This is a genomic window from Friedmanniella luteola, assembly GCF_900105065.1.
Classification (GTDB): Bacteria; Actinomycetota; Actinomycetes; order Propionibacteriales; family Propionibacteriaceae; genus Microlunatus; species Microlunatus luteolus.
In genome coordinates, this window is the sequence record NZ_LT629749.1 from 3838267 (window position 1) to 3862810 (window position 24544).

Genomic DNA, 24544 nt, shown 5'->3' on the forward strand with positions numbered 1-24544 from the left:
GAACGGTCGGGCGTGACCGGACCGAGCGGCGCCTGGCCGGGTGGGTCGGGCGTTTGGCGCGGAGCGGAGCGCTCGCGGAGCGCAGCGCCGAGGGCGGGCCAGGCGCCGCTCGGTCCGGTCACCCCCGACGAGCCGGAGCCCTTCGACGAGCTCAGGGAACGAGGACGTCACCGGTCCACCCCGCCCATCACCGGGTCGAGGCTCGCGACCGCGACCACCACGTCGGACACCATCGACCCCTCGCACATCGCGGGCATGGCCTGGAGGTTCGTGAAGCTCGGGTCCCGGTAGTGGGTCCGGAACGGACGGGTCCCGCCGTCGGAGACGACGTGCGCGCCGAGCTCGCCACGCGGGCTCTCGACCGGCACGTAGGCCTGGCCGGGCGGCACGGAGAAGCCCTCGGTCACGAGCTTGAAGTGGTGGATCAGGGACTCCATCGACTCGCCCATGATGTGCTTGATGTGCTCGTTGGAGTTGCCCATGCCGTCGGAGCCGACGGAGAGCTGGGACGGCCAGGCGATCTTCTTGTCGGCGACCATCACCGGGGCTCCGGTCATCTTCTCCAGCCGGGCGACGCACTGCTCGACGATCTTCAGGCTCTCCCACATCTCGTTGAGCCGGATCCGGAAGCGCCCGTAGGCGTCCATCGTGTCCCAGGTCTGGACCTCGAAGTCGTAGGTCTCGTAGCCGCAGTACGGCTGCTTCTTCCGCAGGTCCCAGTCGTAGCCGGTGGCCCGCAGCGGCGGCCCGGTGATCCCGAGGGCCAGGCAGCCGGCCAGGTCGAGGTGGCCCACGCCGGAGAGCCGGCCCTTGAAGATCGGGTTCTCGTTGCAGAAGGCGGCGTACTCGGGCAGGTGCTTGCGCATCCAGGTGACCAGGTCGCGGACGTGCTCGAGCGCGTTGTCGGGCAGGTCCTGCGCGACGCCGCCGGGACGGATGTAGGCGTGGTTCATCCGGAGCCCGGTGATCAGCTCGAAGGCGTCGAGCACCTTCTCCCGCTCGCGGAAGCCGATCGTCATGACGGTCAGCGCGCCGATCTCCATGCCGCCGGTGGCGATGCAGACCAGGTGGGACGAGATCCGGTTGAGCTCCATCATCATCACCCGGATGACGCTGGCCTTCTCGGGGATCTCCGCCTCGATGCCGAGCAGCCGCTCGACGCCGAGGCAGTAGGTGGTCTCGTTGTGCAGCGGGGCCAGGTAGTCCATCCGGGTGACGAAGGTGGTGCCCTGGGTCCAGCTGCGGAACTCGAGGTTCTTCTCGATGCCGGTGTGCAGGTAGCCGATGCCGCAGCGGGCCTCGGTCACCGACTCGCCCTCCATCTCGAGGATGAGCCGCAGCACGCCGTGGGTCGAGGGGTGCTGGGGGCCCATGTTGACGACGATCCGCTCGTCGCCGCGCTCGGCCTGCTCGGCGGCGATCGAGTCCCAGTCCTGACCGGTGACGGTGTAGACGTGCCCCTCGGCGGCGTCGGCCGCCGCGCCGTAGGCGTCCTCGGGCTGGTCGCCGTCGGCGGCCGTGGTGGCGTCGTGGTGGTGGGTGTCGGCCATGCTGCTCATCAGGTGTAGCTCCTCCGCTGGTCGGGGGGCGGCACCGCGGCCCCCTTGTACTCCACGGGAATCCCGCCGAGCGGGTAGTCCTTGCGCTGCGGGTGGCCCGGCCAGTCGTCGGGCATCAGGATGCGGGTCAGCGCGGGGTGGCCGTCGAAGACCACGCCGAACATGTCCCAGGTCTCGCGCTCGTGCCAGTCCGCCGTCGGGTAGGTCGCCACGACCGACGGGACGTGCGGGTCGGCGTCGGGCAGCGAGACCTCGAGCCGGATCCGCCGGTTGTGGGTCATCGACTGCAGGTGGTAGACGACGTGCAGCTCGGCTCCGGCGTCGGCCGGGTAGTGCACGCCCGAGACGCTGCTGCAGAACTCGAAGCGCAGCTGGGCGTCGTCCCGCAGGTGCCGCACCAGGGCGGGCAGGTGCTGCCGGGCGACGTGGAAGGTGATCTCGCCCTGGTGGACGACGACCTTGGTGATGACGTCGGACAGGTTGGGCATCAGCGCGCCCACCCGGTCGTGGACGCTGTCCCACCAGCCGCCGAACGGCGGCTGGACGGCGGAGGGGAACTCGATCGTCCGGCTCAGGCCGCCGTAGCCGGAGGTGTCGCCCGTGCCGCGGACGCCGAACATCCCGCGCCGGGTCTCCAGCACCTCGGCGGCCGGCTGGCTCGACGTGGCGAGCTCGGAGCGGTCCTCGCCGGCCTCGGTGTCGTCGCTGGCGACGTCGGGCGCGGGTCCGGTCAGCGAGCCGGCGCGGGTGCCGGCGTCGGGTGCCGACTCGCCCTCGGCCACCGCGCCCTTGACGCGGGCCTTGGCGTCGGACTCGGCGCTGATCGGCTCGCCGCCGGCCGTCCGGTCGCCGCGGTTGTCGCCGCTCACCGCAGCAGCCCCTTCAGCTCCCGCGTCGACGGCGTCTCGAGCTGCGCCTGCTCGGCGGCGGCCGCGACCTCGGCCGCGTGGGTGCCGATCGGGGTGTGGGCGACCTTGTCCTTGAGCTTGAACATGGCGTCGATCAGCATCTCCGGCCGCGGCGGGCAGCCCGGCAGGTACATGTCGACGGGGACGACGTGGTCGACGCCCTGCACGATCGCGTAGTTGTTGAACATGCCGCCCGTGCTGGCGCAGACGCCCATCGCCAGCACCCACTTCGGGTTGGGCATCTGGTCGTAGATCTGGCGCAGCACCGGGGCCATCTTCTGGCTGACCCGGCCGGCCACGATCATCAGGTCGGCCTGCCGCGGCGACGCCCGGAAGACCTCCTGGCCCCAGCGGCCGGAGTCGTAGCGGGGCGCGCCGTAGGTCATCATCTCGATGGCGCAGCAGGCCAGCCCGAAGGTCGCCGGCCAGAACGCGGCGCTGCGCATGTAGCCGAACAGGCCCTCGACCGTGGTCAGCAGGACCCCGCTGGGCAGCTTCTCCTCGACACCCATCTCAGTTCTTCCCTCGTGCAGTGGCGGTGGCGGTGCGGCGGGTGGTGCGGGTGGCGGGCCCGGGGGTCAGTCCCATTCCAGGCCGCCCCGTCGCAGGACGTAGATGTAGGCGACGAACACCGTGACGATGAACAGCACCATCTCGACCAGCGCGAACGTGCCCATCAGGTCGAACGAGGCGGCCCACGGGTAGAGGAAGACGATCTCGATGTCGAAGACGATGAAGAGCATCGCGGTGATGTAGTACTTCACCGGGAAGCGGCCGCCGCCCACCGGCTGCGGGGTGGGCTCGATGCCGCACTCGTAGGAGTCGTACTTGGCCCGGTTGTAGCGCCCGGGCCCGACCAGCAGGCTCGTGACGATCGTCAGCGCGACGAAACCGGCCGCGAGGGCCAGCAGGATCACGATGCCCAGATAGGGGTTCATGTCCGCCCTTCCACCGTCGTCGTCGACGTGCTCGTCAGGAGTTCTCGAGGGGCTCGTGAATGTCTTCACGAGGTCCGTGCTCGCTCACTGTACGACGCTCCGGCGACAGTTCCGGCACCCGGATGCGACGCCGTGCCCGGCGGTTCGCGGCAGGAATTACGCAAGGATCCGTGCGCGGAATTGAGCGGTGGTGCCCGGTGGCAGGATGGCTGCGGTCGGCAGGCGGCCGAGACGGACGAGCGGGGGCGGATGACGGTCGCAGAGCAGGCCGACGTGCTGGTGGTGGGTGCCGGGCCGGCGGGGTCCTCGGCGGCGGCGTGGGCGGCCCGGACGGGCGCCGAGGTGGTGCTGGCCGACGCCGCGACCTTCCCCCGCGACAAGACCTGCGGCGACGGGCTCACCCCGCGCGCCGTGGCGGAGCTGGACCGGCTGGAGCTGGGCGACTGGAGCCGCGCGCGGGCCACCAACCGCGGGCTGCGGGCTCACGGCTTCGGCCAGGTCCTCGAGCTGCCGTGGCCGGGCGGCTCGCTGCCGGACCACGGCTCGGCCGTGCCCCGGTCCGACCTCGACGACCGGATCCGGACGGCCGCCCTCGACGCCGGCGCCACGGCGCTGGCCGGGGCGCGGGCGGTGGACGTCGTGCGCGACGGCGACCGGGTCCGCGCGGTGGTCTTCGCCACGGCGGACGGGCCGCGGACGGTCGCCTGCCGGCGGCTGGTGGTCGCCGACGGCGTCCGCTCACCGCTGGGCCGGCTGCTGGGCCGGACCTGGCACCGGGACACCGTCTACGGGGTGGCCGGGCGCTGCTACGTCGACACCGAGCGCGACGACGACTGGATCTCCTCCCACCTCGAGCTGCGCGGCGAGCAGGGCGAGCTGCTGTCCGGGTACGGCTGGATCTTCCCGCTCGGGGGCGGCGAGGTGAACCTCGGCGTCGGCACCCTGGCCACCGCCCGGCGGCCGGCCGACGTGGCCCTGCGGCCGCTGATGCGCCTCTACGCCGACCAGCGCCGCGACGCCTTCGCGCTGGGGGACGCGCTGCGCACCCCGACCTCCGCGCTGCTGCCCATGGGCGGCGCGGTGAGCGGCGTGGCCGGTGCCAACTGGGCGCTGGTCGGGGACGCCGCGGCCTGCGTCAACCCGCTGAACGGGGAGGGCATCGACTACGGCCTGGAGACCGGCCGGCTGCTGGCGGACCTGCTGCCCGGCGACGGAGACCTCAGCCGGGCCTGGCCGGCGCTGCTGACCGCCCACTACGGGTCGACCTTCAGCATCGCGCGGCGGCTGGCCGGGCTGATCACGGTGCCCGGCCTGCTGGGCCTGCTCGGTCCGATCGGGATGCGCTCGACCCTGCTGATGACCCTCGCGCTGCGGGTGATGGGCAACCTCGTCACCGACGAGGACCGCGACCTCACCGCCCGGCTGTGGCGGACCGCGGGCCGGCTCAGCCGGATCGCCGACGCCCGCGCGCCCTTCAGCTGAGCCGAGGGCCCTCGCTCAGCCAGGCGTCGAGCTGGTCGTGGTCGTCCACGTCGAAGGTCGCCGCCGGCGGGAGCGCGCACGGGACGGGCGGCGGGTCCAGCCGGTGGACGAGCCGGCGTGCCGACTCCCCCGCCCCGGCGTCCGGGCCGGCCAGCTCCACGAGCCGCTGCGCCGCGGCGGGCCGCAGGGCCAGCTGCAGGGGCTGCTCGCGGCCGCCCGTGTCGACGCCCAGCACCGCCGCGTGGCCCGTGCTCAGCAGGGCGTCGCGCAGCACGAGGGCCCCCGCCCCGGCCCCGGGGGCGTCCCCCGGCAGCACCAGGACCAGGTCGGCTCCGTCCGCCAGCGCCCGCCGCAGCCCCGCCACCAGCGCCGCCGTCGGCCCGCCGCCGGGCGGGTCCTCGCGCAGCGCCGTCACCGCGCGGGCGGTGGGCCGCGGCGGCCCCACCAGCAGCACGTCGACGTCGTCCGGCAGGCCGGCCAGCGTGTGGTCGAGCAGGGGCCGGCCGTCGACGAGGTGGGCCAGCTTGTCGGTGCCGAACCGGCGCGAGGTCCCGCCGGCCAGCACCACGGCGGCGGTCCGGCCGGACCGGGGGCTCACGGGGGTGGCGGTCCCACCGCGCCGCCGAGCGCCTCGCGCATCGGCAGCAGCTTGGCCACCGACTCCGCGAGCTCGGCCTCGGGGTCGGAGCCGGCGACGATGCCGCAGCCGGCGAAGAGCCGGATCCGGCGCGGGTCGGTCTCTTCGACCTGCCCGCAGCGCAGCGCGATCGCCCACTCCCCGTCCCCGCGGCCGTCGACCCAGCCGACCGGTCCGGCGTAGCGCTCGCGGTCGAGGTGCTCCAGCGCCGGGATCAGGGCGCGGGCCACGTCCGTCGGCGTACCGCAGACCGCCGCGCTGGGGTGCAGCGCCGCGGCGAGGCCCAGGGCGCTGGCTCCCGGCCGGGCGACGGCGGTGACGTCGGTGGCGAGGTGCAGCACGTTCGGCAGCTCCAGCACGTACGGGGCGTCCGGGACGTGGATCCCGGAGCAGAACGGCGCGAGCGCCCGGGCCACCGAGGCGACGGCGTACTCGTGCTCCTCGAGGTCCTTGCTGGACCGGGCCAGCGCCGCCCCCAGCTGGAGGTCGGCGCCCCCGGCGGCGGAGCGGCGGATCGTGCCGGCGAGCACCCGGGAGGTGACCAGGCCGCCCTCACGACGGACGAGCATCTCCGGCGTGGCGCCGACCAGGCCGTCGACGAGGTAGGTCCAGCAGCTGGCGTAGCGGTCCGCGAGCCGGGCGACCAGCCAGCGGGGGTCGATCTCGTCGTCGGCGGTGGCCACGACGTCGCGCGCCAGCACCACCTTGTCGAGCGCCCCCGTGCCGATCCGTCGGACGGCCTGGCCGACGGCGTGCTGCCAGGCCGGCGGGGACAGCGCGCCCTCGCTCCAGCGCAGCCCGGTGGGCGCGCGGGGCGGCTCGGTGGGCGTCGGGACCGGCCCGGGTGCCGTCTCGGGGCCGGCGCTGATCCGGGTCAGCCAGGCGCGGCCGTCCCGACGACCGACGACCGTCCGCGGCACCACGAGCGCGGAGCGGCCGGCGGAGTCGGGGTCGAAGACGAAGCTGCCGAAGGCGACGAGCCCGGCCCCGACGGGGGCGTCGGCGAGCTCGGCGGAGACGACGACGTCGCGGCTCAGCCCGGACCACCACTCCTCGGCGTCGCTGATGCTGGTCGGCTTGTACCGGTCGACCTCGCCCCAGGCCACCATCCCGTCGCCGCGGCGCACCCACGCCAGCGCCCCGTCCCGGGGCAGCAGGGCCTCCAGGGGTCCGGGGTCCGCGATCTCGACGGTGCTGACGTGCAGCGGGGGCGGCGTCGGACCCGCGGAGCGCCCGTACCGCTCAGCGTCCGTCTCGATCACGTCGCCAGCGTAGTGCGGCTCCCACCGGCGACCCCCTCCACGGCAGCCGGGGTGGCCAAGGTCACGCGGGCCAATCCCCGGGGTCCCCCGCGACGAACCTCTCCCGTGACCACCACCCTCGAGCGTCCCCCCGCCGCGGCCCCGGAAGGCCCTCCGGCCCAGCCCCGGCCCGCGCTGCGCGCCCTGAGCGGCGTGCTCGCCGCCGGCGCCGCCGTGGGGGTCGGTCACCTGGTGGCCGCCCTCACCGACCCCGTCACCTCCCCGGTGCTGGCCGTCGGGTCGGCGCTGATCGACGCCGCGCCGACGCCGGCCAAGGAGTTCGCCGTCCGCACCTTCGGGACGGCGGACAAGCCGATCCTGGTCGGCAGCGTCGGCGTGGTGCTGCTGGTATTCGCGGCCGTCGTCGGGCTCGTGGCCTGGCGACGGCCGCGGACCGCCGCGGTGGCCATCGGCCTGCTCGGCGTCGCCGGGGCCGCCGCGGCGCTCACCCGGGGCCCGCTGACCGACGTCGTCCCCTCCGTGGTGGCCGGCGTCGTCGGGGTGCTCGCGCTCCAGCTGCTCCGCACCCGCACCCTCCCCGGTGCGGGCCCGGCCGCCGGCTCCCCGGCCTCGGCGACCGACGCCGCCGTCGGCCGCTCGCGCCGCGGCTTCCTCCTCGCCCTCGGGGGCACGGCCGCCGTCGCCGCCCTCGCCGGCGGTGGGGGCTTCGTCGTCGGCAAGGTCCGCGACGCCGGGTCCGCCGCCCGGCGGGCCCTCGGGCTGCCGGCGCCGGCCTCGGCCGCCGCCCCCCTCCCGGCCGGGGTCCAGCTGCCCGGGATGACGCCGTTCACCACCCCGGCCGACGCCTTCTACCGGGTCGACATCAGTCTGGTCACCCCGCGCATCGACGCGTCGTCCTGGTCGCTGACCGTGGACGGCATGGTCGACCGGCCGGTGACCCTGAGCTACGACGACCTGCTCGCCCTGCCGATGATCGAGCGCGACATCACGCTGACCTGCGTCTCCAACGAGGTCGGCGGGTCCTACGTCAGCACCGGCCGCTGGCTGGGGGTGCCGTTCTCGGCGATCATCGAGCGCGTCGGCGTCCAGGCCGGCGTCGACCAGGTGTACTCCTACTCCGCCGACTCCGGCTACACCTGCTCGACGCCCTTCCAGGCGGTCAGCGACGGCCGGGACGCGATGGTCGTGGTCGGCCTCAACGGCCAGCCGCTGGCCGACGAGCGCGGCTACCCCGCGCGGATGCTGGTGCCGGGGCTGTTCGGGTTCGTCTCGGCCACCAAGTGGCTGGAGCGGATCGAGTTCACCACCTACGCGAAGCGCACCGCCTACTGGACCGAGCGCGACTGGGCCACCGACGCCCCCGTCCTCACCCAGAGCCGGATCGACGTCCCGAAGAGCCTCGCCACGCTGGCGAAGGACAAGCCGGTGATCGCCGGCGTCGCCTGGGCCCAGCACCGCGGCATCGCCAAGGTCGAGATCCGCATCGACGACGGCGACTGGCAGGAGACCACGCTCGCCGACGACGGCGGGATCGACCTGTGGCGGCAGTGGTCGTTCCGCTACGACGGCCCGGCCGGCCTGCACAGCGCCCAGGTCCGGGCGACCGACCTGGACGGCGAGACCCAGCCCGAGGAGCGGACGAAGGTCTTCCCCGACGGCGCCCGTGGCTGGCACCAGATCCAGTTCACCGCGGAGTAGGCCCAGGTCCTCGGGACCGCAGCAGCCGCCGCAGCCGGCGGCGCGCCCGCTGCAGCCGCCGCACGGCGAGCGTGGCGGGTGACCGGAGGGTCGGACGGGACCAGCGGGCCCCGTCCCCGAGCAGCACCTGCCAGCTGGAGTTCTCCCAGACGAGGTCCAGCCGCAGCCGGACCCGGGTGGCGCGCCGGCCGAGGCCCCGGAACAGCTGCCGCGTGGTGCTGCGCAGCTCGACGGTGAACCCGTCGCGCTCGCGCGTCACCTGCAGCGGCAACCGGCGGTGGGTGCCGCCGACGTCGCCGAGCGCGGTCAGCGTCACGACGGCGTCCCCGAGGTCGGCGGACCCGCCCTCGCCCCGGCCGCGGACGGCGAGCCGGCCCGCGAACCGGACGGGGTGGTCGCCGAGCACCACCCGCAGCCGGCCTCCCGAGCGCGCGAGCGACACCCGCCGCCGACCCGACGGAACCGGAAGGGTCAAGGTGGTGACGTCGAGCCGCACCTCCTCCAGCCGCGTCCGCCGGGGGGCCAGCGCGACGACCCCCTCGAGCGCCCGCTGCCAGTCCCGCAGGAAGCGGTCCGGCCCGTGGTCGGCGGCCTTCTGCAGCGCGGCGTCGCTCATCCGGGCCACCAGCGCGGGGTCGTCCAGCAGCCGGACCGCCCGCTCGGCCAGCGCCGCGACGTCGCCGCTGCGGACGACGTAGCCGTCGACGCCGTCGCTGATCTGCTCCCGCGGGCCGTAGCGGATGTCGTAGGCGACCACCGGGCAGCCGTGGGCGAGGCTCTCCAGGGTGGCGAGCGGGTAGCCCTCGAACCGGCTGGTCAGCAGGAAGCCGGAGGCCCTCCACAGGTCCGCCTCGGCCAGCGGCCGGAAGCCGTGCAGGGTCACGGCGGCGGTCAGGTCGAGCTCGACCAGCAGGGCCTCCAGCACCGGCCGCTCGGGGCCGTCGCCGTAGACGTCCAGCCGGCTGCCGGGACGGGCGTCGAGGACGAGCCGGAAGGCGCGCAGCGCGTCGCCGAGGTTCTTCTGGGGTGCCATCCGGGACACCACGACCAGCCGTCGGGGGTCGCGCGCGGGCCGCGGCTCCGGGACGGCCACGGGGAGCACCGGGTTGGGCACGGCGAAGACGTGGCTCACCTCGCCGAAGCGCAGGCGGACGTCGTCGCGCTGCCGGTCGGTGAGGGTGACCAGCGCGCCGAGCTCCGGCAGCCGGTCGAGCGCCGCCCGGTAGCTGGCCGACATCGGGGAGTCCCAGCGGCGCGTCCGCGTCGTGTGCTGGTTGTGCAGCACGTAGACGGTGTGGAAGCGCGGGGCGGGCGCCGGCAGCACCAGCGGGACCGTCACCCGGCTGTCGAGGTAGACGAAGACCGGTCCGGGCGCCGGGAACAGCTGGTCGAGGTGGTGCCGGTGGAACGCCGGCATCGAGCGGAAGGTGCGCACCACCCGGCCGTCGGGGGCGACCAGCCGGGCCCGGGGGCCGCCGTCGGTGGTGGCCCCGATCGGCCCGGCCACCACCCGCAGGTGGACGGTGCCGTCGGGGCGCCGGTAGTCCCAGGCGGCGTCGTCGCCGGTACCGCGGTGGCGGTGCACGGTCCGGAAGGGCGACCCGTCGGCGTAGCTCTCCTCGATGGCTCTGGTGCCCGGCAGCGGGGCGAGGCCCGGGGCGTCGTCGGGGGCCACCCCGGGCGGGGCGACCCGGAGGTGGTCGAACACCGAGAGCACCGGGGTGGAGGCGGGCAGCAGGCCCTCCTCGACCAGCGCCGCCCTGCGTTCGGCGTAGTCGGGGTAGGGCCGCAGCACCAGCAGGGTGGGCTGCACGCCGGCCCGCTCGGCGAACAGCCGGTTGCGCAGCAGCACGGCCCGGATCAGCCCGCCCGAGCCGCTGCGGATCTCGTTCATGGCGAAGACGTGGCGTCCGGCGGGCAGCTCGACGTCCGGCATCCGGTCACCCTAGGGCGGCGGGTGGCACGGGCGGTGGGGGCGCGCCGCCGCCCCCCGGGGTCAGCCGCGCCGCGCGAACGCACCGCCCGGCCCGGAGGCCAGGGCCGCGAACCGCTCGCCGATGCGGCGGTGGGTCGGGGCGTCCGGGTGCAGCTGGTCGGGCCGCGGCAGCTCGGCCGCGTCCGCCTCCCGGTGGAGCGCGAGCCCGTCGAGCAGGTGCAGGTGCGGGTCGTCGGCCCGCTCGTCGACGCCCCTGGCCAGTCGTCCGACCCCGGGTCGCCCGGTCAGCGCTTGCGCTGCTTGCTCTGCGTCAGCGCCGCGTCGCGGAGCTTGCGCTGCTTCTCCAGCTCCTTGCGCTGCTCGGCCTGCCGGGCCCGCACCGACTCCGCGTCCATCGAGTTGAGCAGCACCGCGGCGGCGATGCCGGCGATCACCAACGACCAGACCGGGGAGAACCCGAGCAGCATGGGCGCGGTGACCAGGATGGCCACGTCGAAGCCGCGGAAGATGTTGGTCATCAGCCCGGCCGGGAACGCCCCGGCCTGGGTCGAGACCATCGGTGCGCTGAAGTCGACGCCCTTGGCCTGCGTCCAGCGCACGGCGGCGAGGAGCCCCGCCGCGGCCGTGGCGAGCGACATCAGGGACGCCTCGGGGATGCTGCGGTCCACCGCGCCGTCGCCGAAGCCGAGGTGGGCCGCGGTGGTCAGGACGGCCCAGACCGCGGCGAGCACCGCCGGCACCGTGATCGAGGCGATCTTGATCTGCGCCAGCGAGAAGGGCAGGCAGCGGGCGAGGCCGCCCGTGCGGGTCAGCACCCGCAGCCCGCCGAGGGTGGGGATCAGTGCCCCGAAGAGCGCCAGGGCGGCGAGGACCGGGGTCAGCACGCTCATCCCCAGCGCGTCCGCGGCGTAGGGCACGACGACGGTGGCCGCCAGCACCACCAGCGGCTGGGGGAAGCGGCGCAGCCGCTGCCACTCCCGCCAGGTCAGGGCCTGGACGCCGACGCCCTGCCCGCGCTGGGGCTTCACGTGGCCCTTCTCGACGGCCCGCCGCTCCACGACGATGTCGCGGGCCAGGCCGATGTCGAGGGCGAAGAAGGCGCCCGAGATCCCGCTGACCAGCGCCCCGCCGCTGAGCAGCCGGGTGCGCCGGATCTGCTTCAGCCGGACCTGGGCCAGCAGGTAGCTGGTCGCCAGGACCAGCACCGCGAAACCGCCGAGCACCAGGGCCAGCTCGGCCCCCACGTCGTCGCTGACGCCCAGCTGCACCCAGCCGGCGGCGACGGCGACGACGAGCAGCAGCGCGACCACCCCGACCAGTCCGAACAGGTAGCCGACCAGGTGCGTCAGCCGGGTCCGCTCGACGCCCTGCTGGGCGGCCGCGAAGGCGACGGCGGCCGCGGCGGAGAGCCCGGTGGCGGCGGCCCAGGCCACCACCTCGGGTGCGGGCGACCCGGTCAGCGCGGCGACGAGCGCCCCGAGCGCCGCACCGAGGCCGAAGGCGGCGGCGACCGCACCCAGCAGCCGGGCACGCAGCAGCTGCGTGCGCGAGATCGGGGCGTCGAGCAGCCAGAAGCCCTCGGCCGCCGACGCCAGCACCGGGCCGAAGAGCCGGCTCACGGCCAGGGCCACGGCCACGGCCGCGGCGAAGCCCGCCCAGGGCAGCACGGTCCGCGCCGAGAGGCAGGAGGCGGAGTCGCACTGGGCGACCGTGCGCTGCGCCTTGATGACGACGTTGACCAGCATCGCGCCGATCATCAGCGCGCCGATCAGGGCGATGTAGGCGTCGTGGAACACCTCGCCCAGCTTCTTGGTGGCCCGACCGCGCCGCCAGTCGCGGATCAGCCGCTTGAGGGCGCGCGGGGAGGCCGGCGTCAGCGCCGGCTCGGGGGCCCCGCCCGGTGGCAGGGCCTCGGTGGTGTCGAGGGTGCTCATCCGCGCGGGGCCCCGAGCTCGACCACCCGGGTCGCGACGGTCTCGACCAGCGCCGGCTCGTGGCTGGCGAAGACGATGGCCAGACCCTGCTGGCGCTCGGCCTTGAGCTTCGCGGCCAGCCAGCCGACCCCCTCGGTGTCGAGGCGCTGCTCGGGCTCGTCGAGGACCAGCAGCTTCCGGGGCCGGACGAAGGCGGTGGCCAGCGCGAGCCGGCGGCGCTGTCCGGAGGACAGGGTGCCCGGCAGCTGTCCCGACTGGGGCACCAGCTGCACCTCCTCCAGCACCTCGTCGACGAGGGCGTCGGGGTCGGTCATGCCGTGCGCCCGGGCGAGCAGGTCCAGGTGCTCCACGACGCTGAGGTCGGGGAAGAAGTCCAGGTCGTCGATGACGGTGGCGACGTCGCGGCGGATCTGCGGGGACGTCTCCGACATCGGGTTCCCCATCACCTCCACGGTGCCGTCGTCGGGCCGGTCGGCGCCGACGAGGCACCGCAGCAGGGTCGACTTGCCGGCGCCGTTGCGGCCGGTCAGCGCGATGGCCTCACCCGCGCGCACCTCGAGGGAGAAGGAGTCGATGATCGTCACCGGCCCGAAGGCCCGGCGGAGACCGGAGACCTTGAGGACAGCGCTGCGTTTGGCCATGAGGACGATTCTGCCTCTCCCCGCCCAGCCTCCCGACCAGCGAGACCGGCGCCGCCGGCGCCGCGGCGGCCGCCGACCAATCCGCTCGGCCTCCCGCGCCGAACCCTGGGACGAGAGACGGACCCGCCGGGGCCGTCCGCAGCTCCGGGAGGGACCTCCTCGTGCCCACCGCCACCCGACCCGCAACACCGGCCTCACGGCGACACCACCCTCGACGGCACCGACCTGGACGCGCCAGCGAGGTGCGGGACCGGTGGGCCGTCGCGTGAGACAGTGCGCACGAGGACCCCTCGTCCCTCGATGGAGGAACCGCTCGCGATGAACATCTCCGTCGTACCGACCGGATCGGGTCCCGACCCGTCCCGGCCGTCGACCGGCCCGACCGGGCGCGAGGCCGACGCCGCGCACCTGGTCGAGCTGATGGCCCGCTCGGCCCGCGGTCACGAGGACGCCTTCGCCGAGCTCTACGACCTGACGTCGGCCCGCATCTACGGGACCGTGCTGCGGGTCCTCCGCTCCGCCGACCACGCGGCCGAGGTGACCCAGGAGGTCTTCGTCGAGGTGTGGCGCCAGTCCGCGCGCTACGCTCCCGAGAAGGGCAGCGTGCTGGGCTGGATGACCACGATGGCCCACCGGCGCGCGGTCGACCGGGTCCGCTCGGTGACCAGCGAGGTGGCCCGCGACGAGCGCTACGCCGTCGCCGGAGCCGACCGCGAGGTCGACCACGTGTGGGAGGGCGTCGAGCAGAAGCTGGACGTCGAGCGCGTCCGCAAGGGGATGGCGAGCCTGACCGCGATCCAGCGGGAGGCGCTCACCCTGGCCTACTTCGGTGGCTACACCCAGAGCCAGGTGGCCTCGTTGTTGAAGCTGCCGCTGGGAACTGTGAAGACACGAATACGTGACGGCCTCATCGGCCTCCGTGACGCCCTGGGGGTAGAGGCATGAGCGAGATCCACGGAGCCACCGGCTCCTACGTGCTGAACGCGCTGGACGCCTCGGAGCTGGAGGAGTTCGAGGCGCACCTGGCGGTCTGCCCCACCTGCAGCCGGGAGGTCGTCGAGTTCTGCGAGACGGCGGCCGAGCTGTCGCTGCTGGCGGCGACCCCGCCACCGCCCGCCCTCAAGGGGTCGGTGCTGGCGGCGATCAGCGGGGTCCGGGTGCTGCCACCCGACGTCCCCGCCGAGGACCAGACCACGACGGTCGACGCGGTCGACGAGACCGCGCCGGTGGTCGCGGCCGCACCCGTCGACGAGCTGGCCCTGCGCCGGCAGCGCCGGATCACCCGGGTGCTGTCCCTCGCCGTCGCGGCGGCGCTGGTGGTCGCGCTGGGACTGGGCGGCTGGGTGGTCTCGCTGACCCAGCGCGAGACGCCGGTGGCGGCGTCGAACCTGGAGACCGAGCTGCTCAACGCGCCGGACGTGAAGGGCTACTCGATCCCGGTCGCCGGTGGCGGTCAGGCCACGTTCGTGGCGTCGAAGAGCCTCAACCGGGCGCTGTTCTCCAGCGGCGACCTGCCCGCCCTGCCGGCGGACAAGACCTACCAGCTGTGGACGCTGTCCGGTTCGCTGACCGAGCCGGGCGTCATCCGGGCGGACAACCTGGTCAGCGGCGGGGCCACGGCCAAGTCCTGGCTGCGGGGGCCGGTCGCGGAGTCGGGTGCCCTGGCCATCAGCGTCGAGCCGGCCGGGGGCTCCGCGCAGCCGACCGACATCCGGGGCGGCACGAACCTCTGACCCCGCAGGGCCCTGGCCCTGCACGTCACGCCGGCCCGGTCCCCCTCGGGGGCCGGCCCGGCGGGCGTCCGGGGGCGGTCGCGGCGGCGGAACTGTCAGGCCCGCGTGGGAGGCTCTGCGACGTGGTGGAGAACGCACGAGCGACGCTCGAGAAGCGCCGGGCCGACGTCGCGGCGATGTTCGACCGGGTCGCGGCCCGGTACGACCTGCTGAACGACGTGCTGTCGCTCGGCCAGGACCGGGCCTGGCGTCGGCGGGTGGTCGAGGCGGTGGGGCCCCAGCCAGGCGACAAGGTCCTCGACCTCGCGGCCGGGACCGGCACCTCCAGCGAGCCGTTCGACCACGCCGGCGCCACCGTCGTGCCCACCGACCTCTCCCTGGGGATGCTGCAGGTCGGCAAGCGTCGACGCCCGGCGCTCGGCTTCGTGGCCGGCGACGCCCTCGCCCTGCCCTACGCCGACGGCGCCTTCGACGCGGTCACCATCTCGTTCGGGCTGCGCAACGTCGAGGACACCCTCGGCGCGCTGCGCGAGCTGCGCCGCGTCACCCGGACCGGCGGCACCCTCGTGGTCTGCGAGTTCTCCACCCCCACCTGGGGCCCCTTCCGCGCCGTCTACTCCGACTACCTGGTGGCCGCGCTCCCCCGGATCGCCACGGCGCTGTCCTCCAACCCGGCCGCCTACCGCTACCTGGCCGAGTCCATCCAGGCCTGGCCCGACCAGGCGGCGCTCGCCGCGCTCCTGCAGCAGGCGGGCTGGCAGCAGGTGGAGTGGCGCGACCTGAGCGGCGGCGTCGTCGCCCTGCACCGGGCCCGGGCATGATCGAGGTGCGGTCCGAGGCCGCGCCCGGCCCGCGGACCCGCACCCTGCTGCTCGGCGCGTCGGCGGCCCGCAGCTGCCCGGTCAAGACCCACAACGCCTTCGACGCCACGGTCCCCGCCCCGCCCGACGGGCCGGCCGAGCTGCCCGCCCGGGTGCAGGCCGCGCGGACCTTCGAGGCCCAGCAGCTCGAGGCGCTCATCGAGGCCGTGCCCGGCCTGGTGGTCGACCTCCGGCTGCTCGACCTCGACGCCGCGGCGCAGGCCTGCCGGCAGGCCCTGGAGGTGGGCGCCCAGGTGGTCGTCGGCGGCCCGCTGCCGGTCGACGCCGCCGGCCACCGGCTGGGCCGGCCGGACCTGCTGATCCGCGGCGCCGACGCCCCGGACGGCCGCCCGACCTACCACCCCGGCGTCGTCAAGGCGCACAAGGTGCTGCTGCCCGCCAAGCGGCGGCCACCGGCCGAGGACAGCGCGGGGTCCCCGGCGGAGGACGCCGAGCCGCTGGGACCGGCCGTGCGCTGGTCGCCGCTGGCGTCACCGCGGCCGCTGGACCTCCAGCCCTGGGACGGGGTCGGTCCCCGGCTCGGCAGCCGCGAGGGCGACTTCCTGCAGCTGGCGCACTACCACCGGATGCTGGAGGCGGCGGGCTACGCCGGGACCGGGGCGCTGGGGGCGGTGCTCGGCACCGACACCCTCCGCGACGGCCCCGTGCTCGCCTGGGTCGACCTCGCGGCGCCGGTCGTCCGCACCTTCTCCCGCAGCGCCGAGCAGGGCTGGCGGCTGCGCAGCCTGCTGGAGCGCTACGACCACGAGCTGGGCCTGCGGGTCGACGTCGCCCGCACCGCGGCCCGGCGCACCGGCGACCCCGCCACCGACCCCGAACCGCTGGTCCGGCCGGTCGTGCAGCGGGAGTGCCAGACCTGCCGCTGGTGGCCGCACTGCCGTGCCGAGCTGCCCGACGACGAGATCAGCCTGCGCGTCGACAAGGGTGCGCTGGACGTCCGCGAGGTGCTGGCCCTGCGCCGCCGCGGCGTCCGCACCGTCCCGCAGCTGGCCACCGCCGACCTGGACGCCCTGCTGCCCGGCTACCTGCCCGAGGTCAGCCACCGCACCGGCACCGAGAACCGCCTGCGGGTCGCCTCCCGCCGCGCCCGGATGCTCCACGCCGGCGTCTCCTTCGACCGCGAGACCAGCGGACCCATCCTGGTGCCCGCCGCGGCGCTGGAGGTCGACCTGGACATCGAGAGCGCCGCCGACGGCCGGATCTACCTGTGGGGCTTCCTGCTGCACGACACGACGAGCCCGGAGCCCCCGCGCTACGTCGCGTTCAGCCGGTTCACCGCGCTCGACGACGAGGCCGAGGCCACCCTGGCCGACGAGGCCTTCCACTGGCTCCGCGGCCTGGTCGAGGGCTCGCGCGGCGTCCGCGTCTACCACTACAGCGCCTACGAGCCCTCCGCCATCAAGGCGCTCGCGGCCCGCGAGCCCGGGCACGCGGCGCTGGCCTGGGCGGCCGGCTACGCCGACGAGCTGGTCGACCTCTACGACGTGGTGAAGGCCCACTTCTTCGGGGCCGGCGGTCTCGGCCTGAAACCCATCGCCCAGCACGCCGGCTTCCGCTGGCGCGACGAGGACCCGGGCGGGCTCAACTCCCAGGCGTGGTTCGCCGACGCCGTGAGCGGACCCGACGACCGCGTCCGCGAGCAGGCCCGCGTCCGGGTGCTGGAGTACAACGAGGACGACGTCCGGGCGACCGCCGCGCTCAGAGCGTGGCTGCGATCGCGGTGACCGCCGTGCTGAGCGTCCGTCGCTGCGTCCGGTCGACGACGGCCTCCACCAGCTCCAGTCCCACCGGCGGCTCGTCGAGCACCGCCACCAGCGCGGCCGCGTCCTGGACCCGCTGGTAGCGGGCGCCCGAGACGGCGGCCAGCGCCTCGAAGGAGGAGCCGTGCGGCGTCCCGAAGATCCGCTCGAAGGCCGCCTGGTGCTCGGGCCGGCCCTGCTCCAGGGTGGCGAAGATGCTGCCGCCGTCGTCGTTGGCCACGACCACCCGCAGGTCGGGCCGGGGCTCGGACGGTCCGATGACCAGGCCGCCGGCGTCGTGCAGCAGGGTCAGGTCGCCCATCAGGGCGTGCGTCGGCCGGTCGCGGGTCAGGGCGACCCCGACGGCGGTGGACACCGTGCCGTCGATGCCCGCCAGCCCCCGGTTCGCGTAGACCGCGGCCGGGTCGTCGACGACCGGGGCCAGGTCGAGGTCGCGGACCGGGTTGGACGAGCCGACCACCAGCGCGTCGGCCCCGCCCAGCGCGGACCAGAGCGCGGCGGCCAGGGCGGGCCCGGTCAGCGTCGTCTGGGCCGCCAGCAGCTCCTCCAGCGCCGCCCGGGCCCGGACGTCGGCCTCCTGCCACGCGCGCAGCCAGTCGCCCGCCGCCCCGCCCCCCGGGCCCGTCCCCCCGCTCCCTGAGCCTGTCGAAGGGCGCCCGAACTCGACGGCGTCGACGACGGCGGAGGCGGTCCGGCCGGGGTCGGGCCAGTCGGCGTGCGCGGAGACGACGACGAGCTCGACGTCGGTGCGGGCCAGCAGCCGGCTGACGGGCCGCGACAGGGTCGGCCGGCCGAGCACGACGACCCGCTCGACGTCCTCGGCGAGCGACGAGCCGAGCAGCAGCCGGTAGGTGCCCAGCGCCGCGGGCCCGCGGCGGGCGTTGCTGGACGGCTCGGCGAGCAGCGGCACGCGCGCGGCGGCGGCCAGCTCGGCCACCGCCCGTCCAGCGGCGGGCGGCAGGTCACCCGCCACCAGCACCGTCTGCGGTCCGGCGGGCAGCACCAGCGGCTGGGCGCCCCGGGCGGCGCTGACGCCCACCGCCGGTCCGGTGGGCAGCGCCGCGACCGGCCCGGGGACCAGCGGCTCGGTGAACGCGACGTCGAGGTGCACCGGGCCGGGCAGCCGGGTGCGCAGTCCGGTCGCCGCGGTGAGCAGCCGGACCAGCTCGAAGCGCCAGCCGGCCACGTCCCCGCCGTCGGGACCCACCGGGGCGTCCGAGACCGCGCCGAACGCGCGGACGTGCCGGCCGAACAGGTGCGTCTGGTCGGTGGTCTGGTTGGCGCCGGTGTGGGTCATCGACGGCGGCCGGTCGGCCGTCAGGAGCACCAGCGGCAGGTGCGCGTGGAAGGCCTCGAGGACGGCGGGGTGCAGGTTGGCCACCGCCGTGCCCGAGGTGGTGACGACGCCGACGGGCAGGCCGGAGCCCTTGGCCAGGCCGACGGCCAGGAAGCCGGCGCTGCGCTCGTCGATGCGGACGTGCAGGGTGAGCAGGCCGATCCGGTCGGCCTCGAACAGCTCGTAGGCCAGCGGGGCGCTGCGCGAGCCGGGGGCGAGCACGACGTCGCGCACCCCGGCGGTCAGCAGACCCTCGACCAGGACCCGGGCCAGCCGGGTGGCCTCAGCCACGGCCGGCTCCGGCCGCGACGAGCGCCCGCGTCTGCGCGAGCCGGGCCTGCCAGGCGGCGTCGACCTCCGCGGGCGCGCGGTGCCGCTCGAGGGTCGCCGGCGCGAGGTCGAGGGCGGCGACCGGCAGCATCCCGTCCTCCGCGACCAGCGGGTCGGCGACCAGGTCGTCGGCCAGCAGCCGCACGGTGTTGAGACCGCAGGCGAAGGGCAGCTCCGGCAGCGCCGCGGCGAGCGCGAGGCCGGCCCGGATGCCGACGGAGGTCTCCAGCGCGCTGGAGACCACGACCGGCAGCCCGATCCGCTCCGCCACCTCCAGGCACGCCCGGACCCCCCCGAGCGGCTGCACCTTGAGCACGGCCACGTCGGCGGCCTCCATCGCCCGCACCCGGTACGGGTCCGTGGCGCGGCGGATCGACTCGTCGGCGGCGACCAGCACGTCGACGCCCGAGCGGGCGAGGCGGCGGCGCAGGTCGGCCAGCTCCTCCACCCCGGCGCAGGGCTGCTCGGCGTACTCCAGCCCGAACCGGGCGAGCGCGCGGAGGTTCCGCTCGGCGTCGTCGACCGACCAGCCGCCGTTGGCGTCGACGCGGACGCGCCCGTCCGGTCCCAGCGCGTCCCGGACGGCCTCCACCCGGTCCAGGTCGTCCGCCACGGTCTGGCCCGGCTCGGCGACCTTCACCTTGGCCGTCCGGCACCCGGCCTCGACGGCCAGCCGGTGCGCCGACTCGGGCCCGACGGCCGGGATCGTGCTGTTGACGGGCACCCGGTCGCGCAGCGGGGCCGGCCAGCCCTGCTCGGCCGCCTCGTCGGCGGCCGCCAGCCAGGGCACCAGCTCGGCACCCTCGTAGTCGAGGAAGGGGCTCCACTCGGCCCAGCCCGCCGGGCCGCGCCAGACCATCCCCTGCCGCTCGAGGATGCCGCGGAAGCGCACGCGCAGCGGCAGCGCGTAGGTGGTGGGCTGGGGCACCGGACCAGTCTCGCGCACGCCCGGGGAGCGCAGCGCCTAGCCTGGCGGGCGTGCAGCAGGAGGTCCGCGGTCCGGGGTCCGGGGGCTCGCGGCTCCGGCTGGTCGAGGCCCCCGACCTGCCGACGGCGCTGGCCGACGCCCTCGCCGGCGGGCGCCCCGTCGCCCCGCTGCCGCCCGCCCCGCTCGAGCAGCAGCAGGCCCGGGAGATGCTCGCGGCCGACCAGCCGCTGGAGGAGGGCGTGGCCGTCGTCGTCTCGACCTCCGGCTCCACCGGCCGGCCCAAGGGCGTGCTGCTGTCCGCCGCGGCCGTGGTGGCGTCGGCGCGCGCCACGGAGGAGCGGCTGGGCGGTCCGGGCGACTGGGCGCTGGCCCTGCCCCCGCACTACGTGGCCGGCCTCATGGTCCTCGCCCGCGCCCAGCTGGGCGGGACCCGGGCCCACCCCGCCGCAGGCGACCTGGCCGACCTGCCCGCCGTCGTCGCCCGGATGGAGGGCCGCCGCTACCTCTCGGTGGTGCCGACCCAGCTGGCCCGGGCCCTGCCGCAGCCCGCCGTGGCCGGCGCGCTGGCCGGGTTCGACGCGGTGCTGGTGGGTGGCGGCCCGCTGCCGCCGGCCCTGGCGGCGGCGGCCGGGGCGGCCGGGGTCCGGGTGGTCACCACCTACGGGATGAGCGAGACCTGCGGCGGCTGCGTCTACGACGGGGTCCCGCTGGCGGGGGTCGACGTCGCGCTCGCCGAGGACGGCCGGGTCAGCCTGGGCGGGCCGGTGCTGTTCGCCGGCTACCGCGGCCGGCCCGAGCTGACCGCCGAGGCCGTCGTCGACGGGCGGCTGCGGACCGCCGACCGGGCCCGCTGGCTGGACGGCCGGCTGGTGGTCCTCGGCCGGGTGGACGACGTGGTGGTCAGCGGCGGCCTGAACGTGGACCTCGCGGAGGTCGAGCGGCGGCTGCGCGGCTGGCCCGGTCTGGCCGGCTCCGACGTCGTGGTGGTCGGCGTCCCCGACCCCGACTGGGGCACCGCCGTCGTCGCCGTCGTCGAGCGGGCGGACTGGTCCGACGCCGACACCGCGGCGGTCCGGGCCCACCTCCGCGACGACCTGCCGGCCTACGCCACCCCCCGTCGGGTCCTCGGACGGGGCCGGCTGCCCCGCACCAGCAGTGGGAAGATCGACCGGCTCCGGCTCGTCGCCGGGCTGAGCGGGTCCGGGCACGCCGGCGCCCCGACGACAGGAGACGCGTGACCACCGAGACCGCCCGACCGACCGCCGGCCAGTGGCTGGAGGGGGCGCGTCCCCGGACCCTGCCGGCCGCGGCCGCGCCCGTGGTCGCCGCGAGCGGGCTGGCCGCGTTCGACGACGGCGCCGCCCCCCTCCGCGCCCTGCTGGCCCTGGTCGTGGCCCTCGCCCTGCAGGTGGGCGTCAACTACGCCAACGACTACTCCGACGGCATCCGCGGCACCGACGCCGTCCGGGTCGGCCCGCTCCGGCTCGTCGGCTCCGGGGTGGCCGCCCCGGCCGCGGTGAAGCGGGCGGCGTTCGCGTGCTTCGGGCTGGCCGGCGTGGCCGGGCTGGTCCTGGTCGTGCTGACGGGCCAGTGGTGGCTGCTGGCCGTGGGCGTCGCCTGCGTCGCCGCCGCCTGGTACTACACCGGAGGCGAGCGGCCCTACGGGTACCGCGGGCTCGGTGAGGTCTTCGTCTTCGTCTTCTTCGGCCTGGTCGCCGTCTGCGGCACCTACTACGTGCAGACCGGCCGCGTCTCCCTCGCCGCCCTGCTGACCGGGGTGTGGGTGGGCGCGCTCGCCTGCGCGCTGCTCGTCGCCAACAACCTGCGCGACCTCGACGGCGACCGCGCGGTCGGCAAGCGGACCCTCGCCACCCGGTTCGGCGACCGCGGGACGCGGATCTTCTACGTCAGCCTCGTCCGGGGCGCCGCACTGGTCGTCGTCGTGGTGGCCCTGCTCACCAGCAGCTGGGCGCTCGCCGGCCTGGCGGGCCTGCTGGTCGCCCTGCCCGCGTCCCGCCGGGTGCTCGAGGGCGCGGCGGGCCGCGACCTGGTCCCCGTCCTCAAGGCCACCGGGCTGGCGGAGCTGGTAGCCGCCGTCGCCTTCGCCGCCGGGCTGGCCCTCGTCGGCGCCGGGCTGCTCTAGGGCCGCGTCGTCCGAGCTCAGCTGAGCCCTGGGTCGACCCAGCTCTGACACCTCGGGCTCACGGCGTCCACGCAGCGGGGTCCTGGCCGCCCGTCCAGACCCCGGTGCGGAGCAGCTCGTCGAGGACCTCCCGGTGCGGGCGGAGGTCCCAGCCGTGGGCGGCCACCCAGTCGTCGTCGTAGTAGCTGCGGGCGTAGCGCCGGCCGTCGTCGCAGAGCAGGGTGACGACGCTGCCCCGCTGGCCGGCCGCGCGCATCTCGGCGACCAGCTGCAGGGCGCCCCACATGTTCGTGCCCGTCGAGCCGCCGACCCAGCGGTCGAGCTTCCCCGTCGTCCACCGCATGGCGGCCACGGAGGCCGCGTCGGGGACCGCCAGCATCCGGTCGACCACCTGCGGCACGAAGCTGGGCTCCACCCGCGGCCGGCCGATGCCCTCGATCCTCGAGCCGACGGCGGTGACGCCCGGATCACCGGTGGTCCAGGAGGCGTGGAAGGCCGACCCCTCCGGGTCGACGACGCAGAGACCGGTGTCCAGCTTCTTCAGCCGCAGGTAGCGGCCGATGGTCGCGCTGGTGCCGCCGGTCCCGGCCCCGACCACCACCCAGGTCGGGACGGGGTGCGGCTCGCGGCCCAGCTGGGCGAACATCGACTCGGCGATGTTGTTGTTGCCCCGCCAGTCGGTCGCCCGCTCCGCGTAGGTGAACTGGTCGAGGAAGTAGCCGCCGCACGACTCCGCCACCAGCTCGGCCTCGGCGTAGATCTGGCCCGGGTCGTCGACGAGGTGGCAGCGGCCGCCGTAGGACTCGATGAGCGTGCACTTCTCCCGCACGGTGGAGGCCGGCATGACGGCGACGAAGTCCAGCCCGATCAGCCGGGCGAAGTAGGCCTCGCTGACCGCCGTGGAACCCGACGACGCCTCGACCAGCGTGGTGCCCTCGGTGATCCAGCCGTTGCAGAGCCCGTACAGCACCAGCGAACGAGCCAGCCGGTGCTTGAGGCTGCCCGTGGGGTGCACCGACTCGTCCTTGAGGTACAGGTCGACGCCCCAGGCCGGCGGCAGCGGGAAGACGTGCAGGTGGGTGTCGGCGCTGCGGTTGGCGTCGGCCTCCACCTGGTCGATCGCCCAGGTCGACCAGGTCCGGTCCCGGCCCCGGGGTGCTCCGCCGCTCATGCCCGCCACGCTACCGAGCCTGCGGTGGCACGCTGACGGCGTGGAGTTCGTGTTCGACGCCGAGCTGTGGCGCTGGGAGGCGCGCACCGACGCGGGCTGGACCTTCGTCAGCGTGCCGGCGGAGGCCTCGGAGGAGATCGCGGACGCGCTGGCCGGCGGGACGCCCCGCGGCTTCGGCGCGGTCCGGGTGGAGGTGCAGGTGGGGTTGACCACCTGGCGCACGTCGGTGTTCCCGGACGCCGGACGTGGCGTCTACGTGCTGCCGGTCAAGCGCGCCGTCCGGCGGGCCCAGGACTGGGAGCTGGGCGGCGTCGCCACGGTGCACCTGCGCGTCCTGGAGCCCGACGCGTGACAGCCGGCCTGCTGAGCCGGTCCACGGCACCCGACGACAGGCCGATCCCGCTCAGATCACCGGTGGGTGGCCGGCCCGCAGCATCCGGCCGACGGTGCCCCAGCTCATCGGCCGCCGGCGCCCGCCCGGCTGGGTGAGCCCCAGCCAGTAGCCCCGCAGGGTCTCGGTGACGGCGACGCGGGAGCGCAGCCGGGAGCCGCCGACCAGCACCCACGACAAGACGTAGAGCACGCCGACCGGCAGCGGCAGGTTGCGCCGCGCCAGCCACACCCGGTTGCGGGCCTGGTAGCGGTAGAACTCGGCGTGCCGGGTGGGCTGGATGGCGGGGTGGTGGACCTCGATCTCGCCGTCGTAGCGGACGTGGAAGCCGGCGTCCCAGACGCGCCAGGCCAGCTCGATGCCCTCGTGGGCGTACCAGAACCGCTCCGGCCAGCCGTTGGCGTAGTCGAAGGCCTCGCGGCGGATGGCGACCGCGCCCTCCCACACCGACATCGCCGGACTGCTCCGACCGGGGTCACCCACCCGGAGCCGGGGCGTCCAGCGCCGGGGGGCGGGCCGGCCGTCGGGGTCGACGACGCGGGGCTGGATCAGCCCCAGCTCGGGGTCCTCCGCGAACTCCTGCGCCATGGTGGCCAGCACCCGGTCGTGCGGGAGCCGGGCGTCGTCGTCGAGGAAGAACAGCAGGTCGCCCTCGACCAGCGGCACGCCGGCGTTGCGGCCGGCGGGGATGCCGAGGTTCTCGGGCAGCCGGTGCCCGCGCACGCCCGGGGGCAGGCCGGTCGGCTGCCAGCCGTTTCCGACGACCACCACGTCGAGCTCGACGCCGGTCTGGCCGAGCAGCGAGGTCAGGGCCCGGTCGAGGTCGTCCGGCCGGTTGCCCATGGTGAGGACGACGGCTCCCAACCGGGATCGCTC

General features: G+C 75.7%; 22 protein-coding genes. 9 read left to right on the forward strand and 13 right to left on the reverse strand.

Annotated features, from left to right (window positions below):
* Window positions 1–167: 167 nt before the first annotated feature.
* The 4 genes from BLT72_RS18070 to BLT72_RS18085 all read right to left on the reverse strand — a co-directional run bounded on the left by BLT72_RS18070 (window position 168) and on the right by BLT72_RS18085 (window position 3405).
* Window positions 168–1550 (reverse strand): NADH-quinone oxidoreductase subunit D, encoded by a 1383-nt coding sequence (locus BLT72_RS18070; protein ID WP_091417798.1) that lies wholly within the window; start codon window positions 1548–1550, stop codon window positions 168–170.
* Between the two features lie 8 nt (window positions 1551–1558).
* On the reverse strand, window positions 1559–2293 hold the full coding sequence (locus BLT72_RS22820) for an NADH-quinone oxidoreductase subunit C (protein ID WP_091417801.1): 735 nt from the start codon (window positions 2291–2293) through the stop codon (window positions 1559–1561).
* A 131-nt stretch (window positions 2294–2424) separates the two neighbouring features.
* Entirely contained in the window at window positions 2425–2979 is a 555-nt protein-coding gene (locus tag BLT72_RS22825; protein ID WP_091414584.1) for a NuoB/complex I 20 kDa subunit family protein, read from the reverse strand.
* Window positions 2980–3045: 66 nt separating this feature from the next.
* The gene (locus BLT72_RS18085; protein WP_091414586.1) at window positions 3046–3405 is read right to left on the reverse strand and encodes an NADH-quinone oxidoreductase subunit A; all 360 of its coding nucleotides are present in this window, start codon (window positions 3403–3405) and stop codon (window positions 3046–3048) included.
* A gap of 249 nt (window positions 3406–3654) precedes the next feature.
* Between BLT72_RS18085 and BLT72_RS18090 the strand changes: the two genes are divergently transcribed.
* The gene (locus tag BLT72_RS18090) at window positions 3655–4887 is read left to right on the forward strand and encodes a geranylgeranyl reductase family protein (protein WP_091414588.1); all 1233 of its coding nucleotides are present in this window, start codon (window positions 3655–3657) and stop codon (window positions 4885–4887) included.
* Here BLT72_RS18090 and mobA read toward each other — a convergent pair.
* Both mobA and BLT72_RS18100 read right to left on the reverse strand, forming a co-directional pair.
* A complete protein-coding gene (gene mobA / locus BLT72_RS18095) occupies window positions 4880–5485 on the reverse strand; it encodes a molybdenum cofactor guanylyltransferase (protein ID WP_157720558.1) in 606 nt (201 codons plus the stop codon). The genes BLT72_RS18090 and mobA overlap by 8 nt on opposite strands.
* Window positions 5482–6786 carry an isochorismate synthase gene (locus tag BLT72_RS18100; protein WP_342587377.1) on the reverse strand — a complete coding sequence of 435 codons (1305 nt, stop codon included), beginning with the start codon at window positions 6784–6786 and terminating at the stop codon, window positions 5482–5484. The genes mobA and BLT72_RS18100 overlap by 4 nt, the downstream gene beginning before the upstream one ends.
* A 105-nt stretch (window positions 6787–6891) precedes the next feature.
* On the opposite strand from BLT72_RS18100, the gene BLT72_RS18105 reads away from it, so the two are divergent.
* Window positions 6892–8484, forward strand: a complete 1593-nt coding sequence (locus tag BLT72_RS18105) for a molybdopterin-dependent oxidoreductase (RefSeq protein ID WP_231930132.1) — start codon at window positions 6892–6894, stop codon at window positions 8482–8484.
* On the opposite strand, the gene BLT72_RS18110 is transcribed toward BLT72_RS18105, so the two are convergent.
* From BLT72_RS18110 to BLT72_RS18120, 3 genes are all read right to left on the reverse strand, one after another.
* Window positions 8471–10420 carry a glycosyltransferase gene (locus BLT72_RS18110; RefSeq protein WP_091414592.1) on the reverse strand — a complete coding sequence of 650 codons (1950 nt, stop codon included), beginning with the start codon at window positions 10418–10420 and terminating at the stop codon, window positions 8471–8473. The genes BLT72_RS18105 and BLT72_RS18110 overlap by 14 nt on opposite strands.
* 284 nt (window positions 10421–10704) lie before the next feature.
* Entirely contained in the window at window positions 10705–12354 is a 1650-nt protein-coding gene (locus BLT72_RS18115) for a DUF6297 family protein (protein WP_091414593.1), read from the reverse strand.
* Entirely contained in the window at window positions 12351–12995 is a 645-nt protein-coding gene (locus BLT72_RS18120) for an ABC transporter ATP-binding protein (RefSeq protein WP_091414595.1), read from the reverse strand. Before BLT72_RS18120 ends, BLT72_RS18115 begins: the two co-directional genes overlap by 4 nt.
* 300 nt (window positions 12996–13295) lie before the next feature.
* Between BLT72_RS18120 and sigK the strand changes: the two genes are divergently transcribed.
* From sigK to BLT72_RS18140, 4 genes are all read left to right on the forward strand, one after another.
* Window positions 13296–13940 carry an ECF RNA polymerase sigma factor SigK gene (gene sigK / locus BLT72_RS18125; protein ID WP_091414597.1) on the forward strand — a complete coding sequence of 215 codons (645 nt, stop codon included), beginning with the start codon at window positions 13296–13298 and terminating at the stop codon, window positions 13938–13940.
* On the forward strand, window positions 13937–14728 hold the full coding sequence (locus BLT72_RS18130; protein WP_091417810.1) for an anti-sigma factor: 792 nt from the start codon (window positions 13937–13939) through the stop codon (window positions 14726–14728). Before sigK ends, BLT72_RS18130 begins: the two co-directional genes overlap by 4 nt.
* 125 nt (window positions 14729–14853) lie before the next feature.
* Window positions 14854–15549, forward strand: a complete 696-nt coding sequence (locus BLT72_RS18135; protein ID WP_091417813.1) for a demethylmenaquinone methyltransferase — start codon at window positions 14854–14856, stop codon at window positions 15547–15549.
* Window positions 15546–17333, forward strand: coding sequence for a TM0106 family RecB-like putative nuclease (locus tag BLT72_RS18140; RefSeq protein WP_091414599.1), 1788 nt, complete (start codon window positions 15546–15548; stop codon window positions 17331–17333). Before BLT72_RS18135 ends, BLT72_RS18140 begins: the two co-directional genes overlap by 4 nt.
* On the opposite strand, the gene menD is transcribed toward BLT72_RS18140, so the two are convergent.
* Both menD and BLT72_RS18150 read right to left on the reverse strand, forming a co-directional pair.
* Window positions 17308–18996 carry a 2-succinyl-5-enolpyruvyl-6-hydroxy-3-cyclohexene-1-carboxylic-acid synthase gene (gene menD, locus BLT72_RS18145; protein WP_091414601.1) on the reverse strand — a complete coding sequence of 563 codons (1689 nt, stop codon included), beginning with the start codon at window positions 18994–18996 and terminating at the stop codon, window positions 17308–17310. The genes BLT72_RS18140 and menD overlap by 26 nt on opposite strands.
* Window positions 18989–19963: an o-succinylbenzoate synthase gene (locus BLT72_RS18150; protein WP_091414604.1), complete on the reverse strand. Its 975-nt coding sequence runs from the start codon at window positions 19961–19963 to the stop codon at window positions 18989–18991. The genes menD and BLT72_RS18150 overlap by 8 nt, the downstream gene beginning before the upstream one ends.
* Window positions 19964–20013: 50 nt before the next feature.
* Between BLT72_RS18150 and BLT72_RS18155 the strand changes: the two genes are divergently transcribed.
* The gene (locus BLT72_RS18155) at window positions 20014–21201 is read left to right on the forward strand and encodes an AMP-binding protein (protein ID WP_231930133.1); all 1188 of its coding nucleotides are present in this window, start codon (window positions 20014–20016) and stop codon (window positions 21199–21201) included.
* Window positions 21198–22106 carry a 1,4-dihydroxy-2-naphthoate polyprenyltransferase gene (locus tag BLT72_RS18160; protein ID WP_091414606.1) on the forward strand — a complete coding sequence of 303 codons (909 nt, stop codon included), beginning with the start codon at window positions 21198–21200 and terminating at the stop codon, window positions 22104–22106. The genes BLT72_RS18155 and BLT72_RS18160 overlap by 4 nt, the downstream gene beginning before the upstream one ends.
* Before the next feature lie 58 nt (window positions 22107–22164).
* On the opposite strand, the gene cds1 is transcribed toward BLT72_RS18160, so the two are convergent.
* Entirely contained in the window at window positions 22165–23277 is a 1113-nt protein-coding gene (gene cds1, locus BLT72_RS18165) for an L-cysteine desulfhydrase Cds1 (protein ID WP_091417818.1), read from the reverse strand.
* Window positions 23278–23317: 40 nt separating this feature from the next.
* On the opposite strand from cds1, the gene BLT72_RS18170 reads away from it, so the two are divergent.
* Window positions 23318–23629, forward strand: coding sequence for a DUF1905 domain-containing protein (locus BLT72_RS18170; protein ID WP_091414608.1), 312 nt, complete (start codon window positions 23318–23320; stop codon window positions 23627–23629).
* Between the two features lie 51 nt (window positions 23630–23680).
* Here BLT72_RS18170 and BLT72_RS18175 read toward each other — a convergent pair whose 3' ends face one another.
* The gene (locus tag BLT72_RS18175) at window positions 23681–24532 is read right to left on the reverse strand and encodes a glycosyltransferase family 2 protein (RefSeq protein ID WP_231930135.1); all 852 of its coding nucleotides are present in this window, start codon (window positions 24530–24532) and stop codon (window positions 23681–23683) included.
* Window positions 24533–24544 lie beyond the last annotated feature (12 nt).

Coding starts and splice junctions, on each gene's coding strand:
- BLT72_RS18070 (WP_091417798.1), bottom strand. CDS start 1,550: ATGGCCGACACCCACCACCACGACGCCACCACGGCCGCCGACGGCGAC.
- BLT72_RS22825 (WP_091414584.1), bottom strand. CDS start 2,979: ATGGGTGTCGAGGAGAAGCTGCCCAGCGGGGTCCTGCTGACCACGGTC.
- BLT72_RS18085 (WP_091414586.1), bottom strand. CDS start 3,405: ATGAACCCCTATCTGGGCATCGTGATCCTGCTGGCCCTCGCGGCCGGT.
- BLT72_RS18090 (WP_091414588.1), top strand. CDS start 3,655: ATGACGGTCGCAGAGCAGGCCGACGTGCTGGTGGTGGGTGCCGGGCCG.
- BLT72_RS18110 (WP_091414592.1), bottom strand. CDS start 10,420: ATGCCGGACGTCGAGCTGCCCGCCGGACGCCACGTCTTCGCCATGAAC.
- BLT72_RS18115 (WP_091414593.1), bottom strand. CDS start 12,354: ATGAGCACCCTCGACACCACCGAGGCCCTGCCACCGGGCGGGGCCCCC.
- BLT72_RS18120 (WP_091414595.1), bottom strand. CDS start 12,995: ATGGCCAAACGCAGCGCTGTCCTCAAGGTCTCCGGTCTCCGCCGGGCC.
- sigK (WP_091414597.1), top strand. CDS start 13,296: ATGGAGGAACCGCTCGCGATGAACATCTCCGTCGTACCGACCGGATCG.
- BLT72_RS18130 (WP_091417810.1), top strand. CDS start 13,937: ATGAGCGAGATCCACGGAGCCACCGGCTCCTACGTGCTGAACGCGCTG.
- BLT72_RS18140 (WP_091414599.1), top strand. CDS start 15,546: ATGATCGAGGTGCGGTCCGAGGCCGCGCCCGGCCCGCGGACCCGCACC.
- cds1 (WP_091417818.1), bottom strand. CDS start 23,277: ATGAGCGGCGGAGCACCCCGGGGCCGGGACCGGACCTGGTCGACCTGG.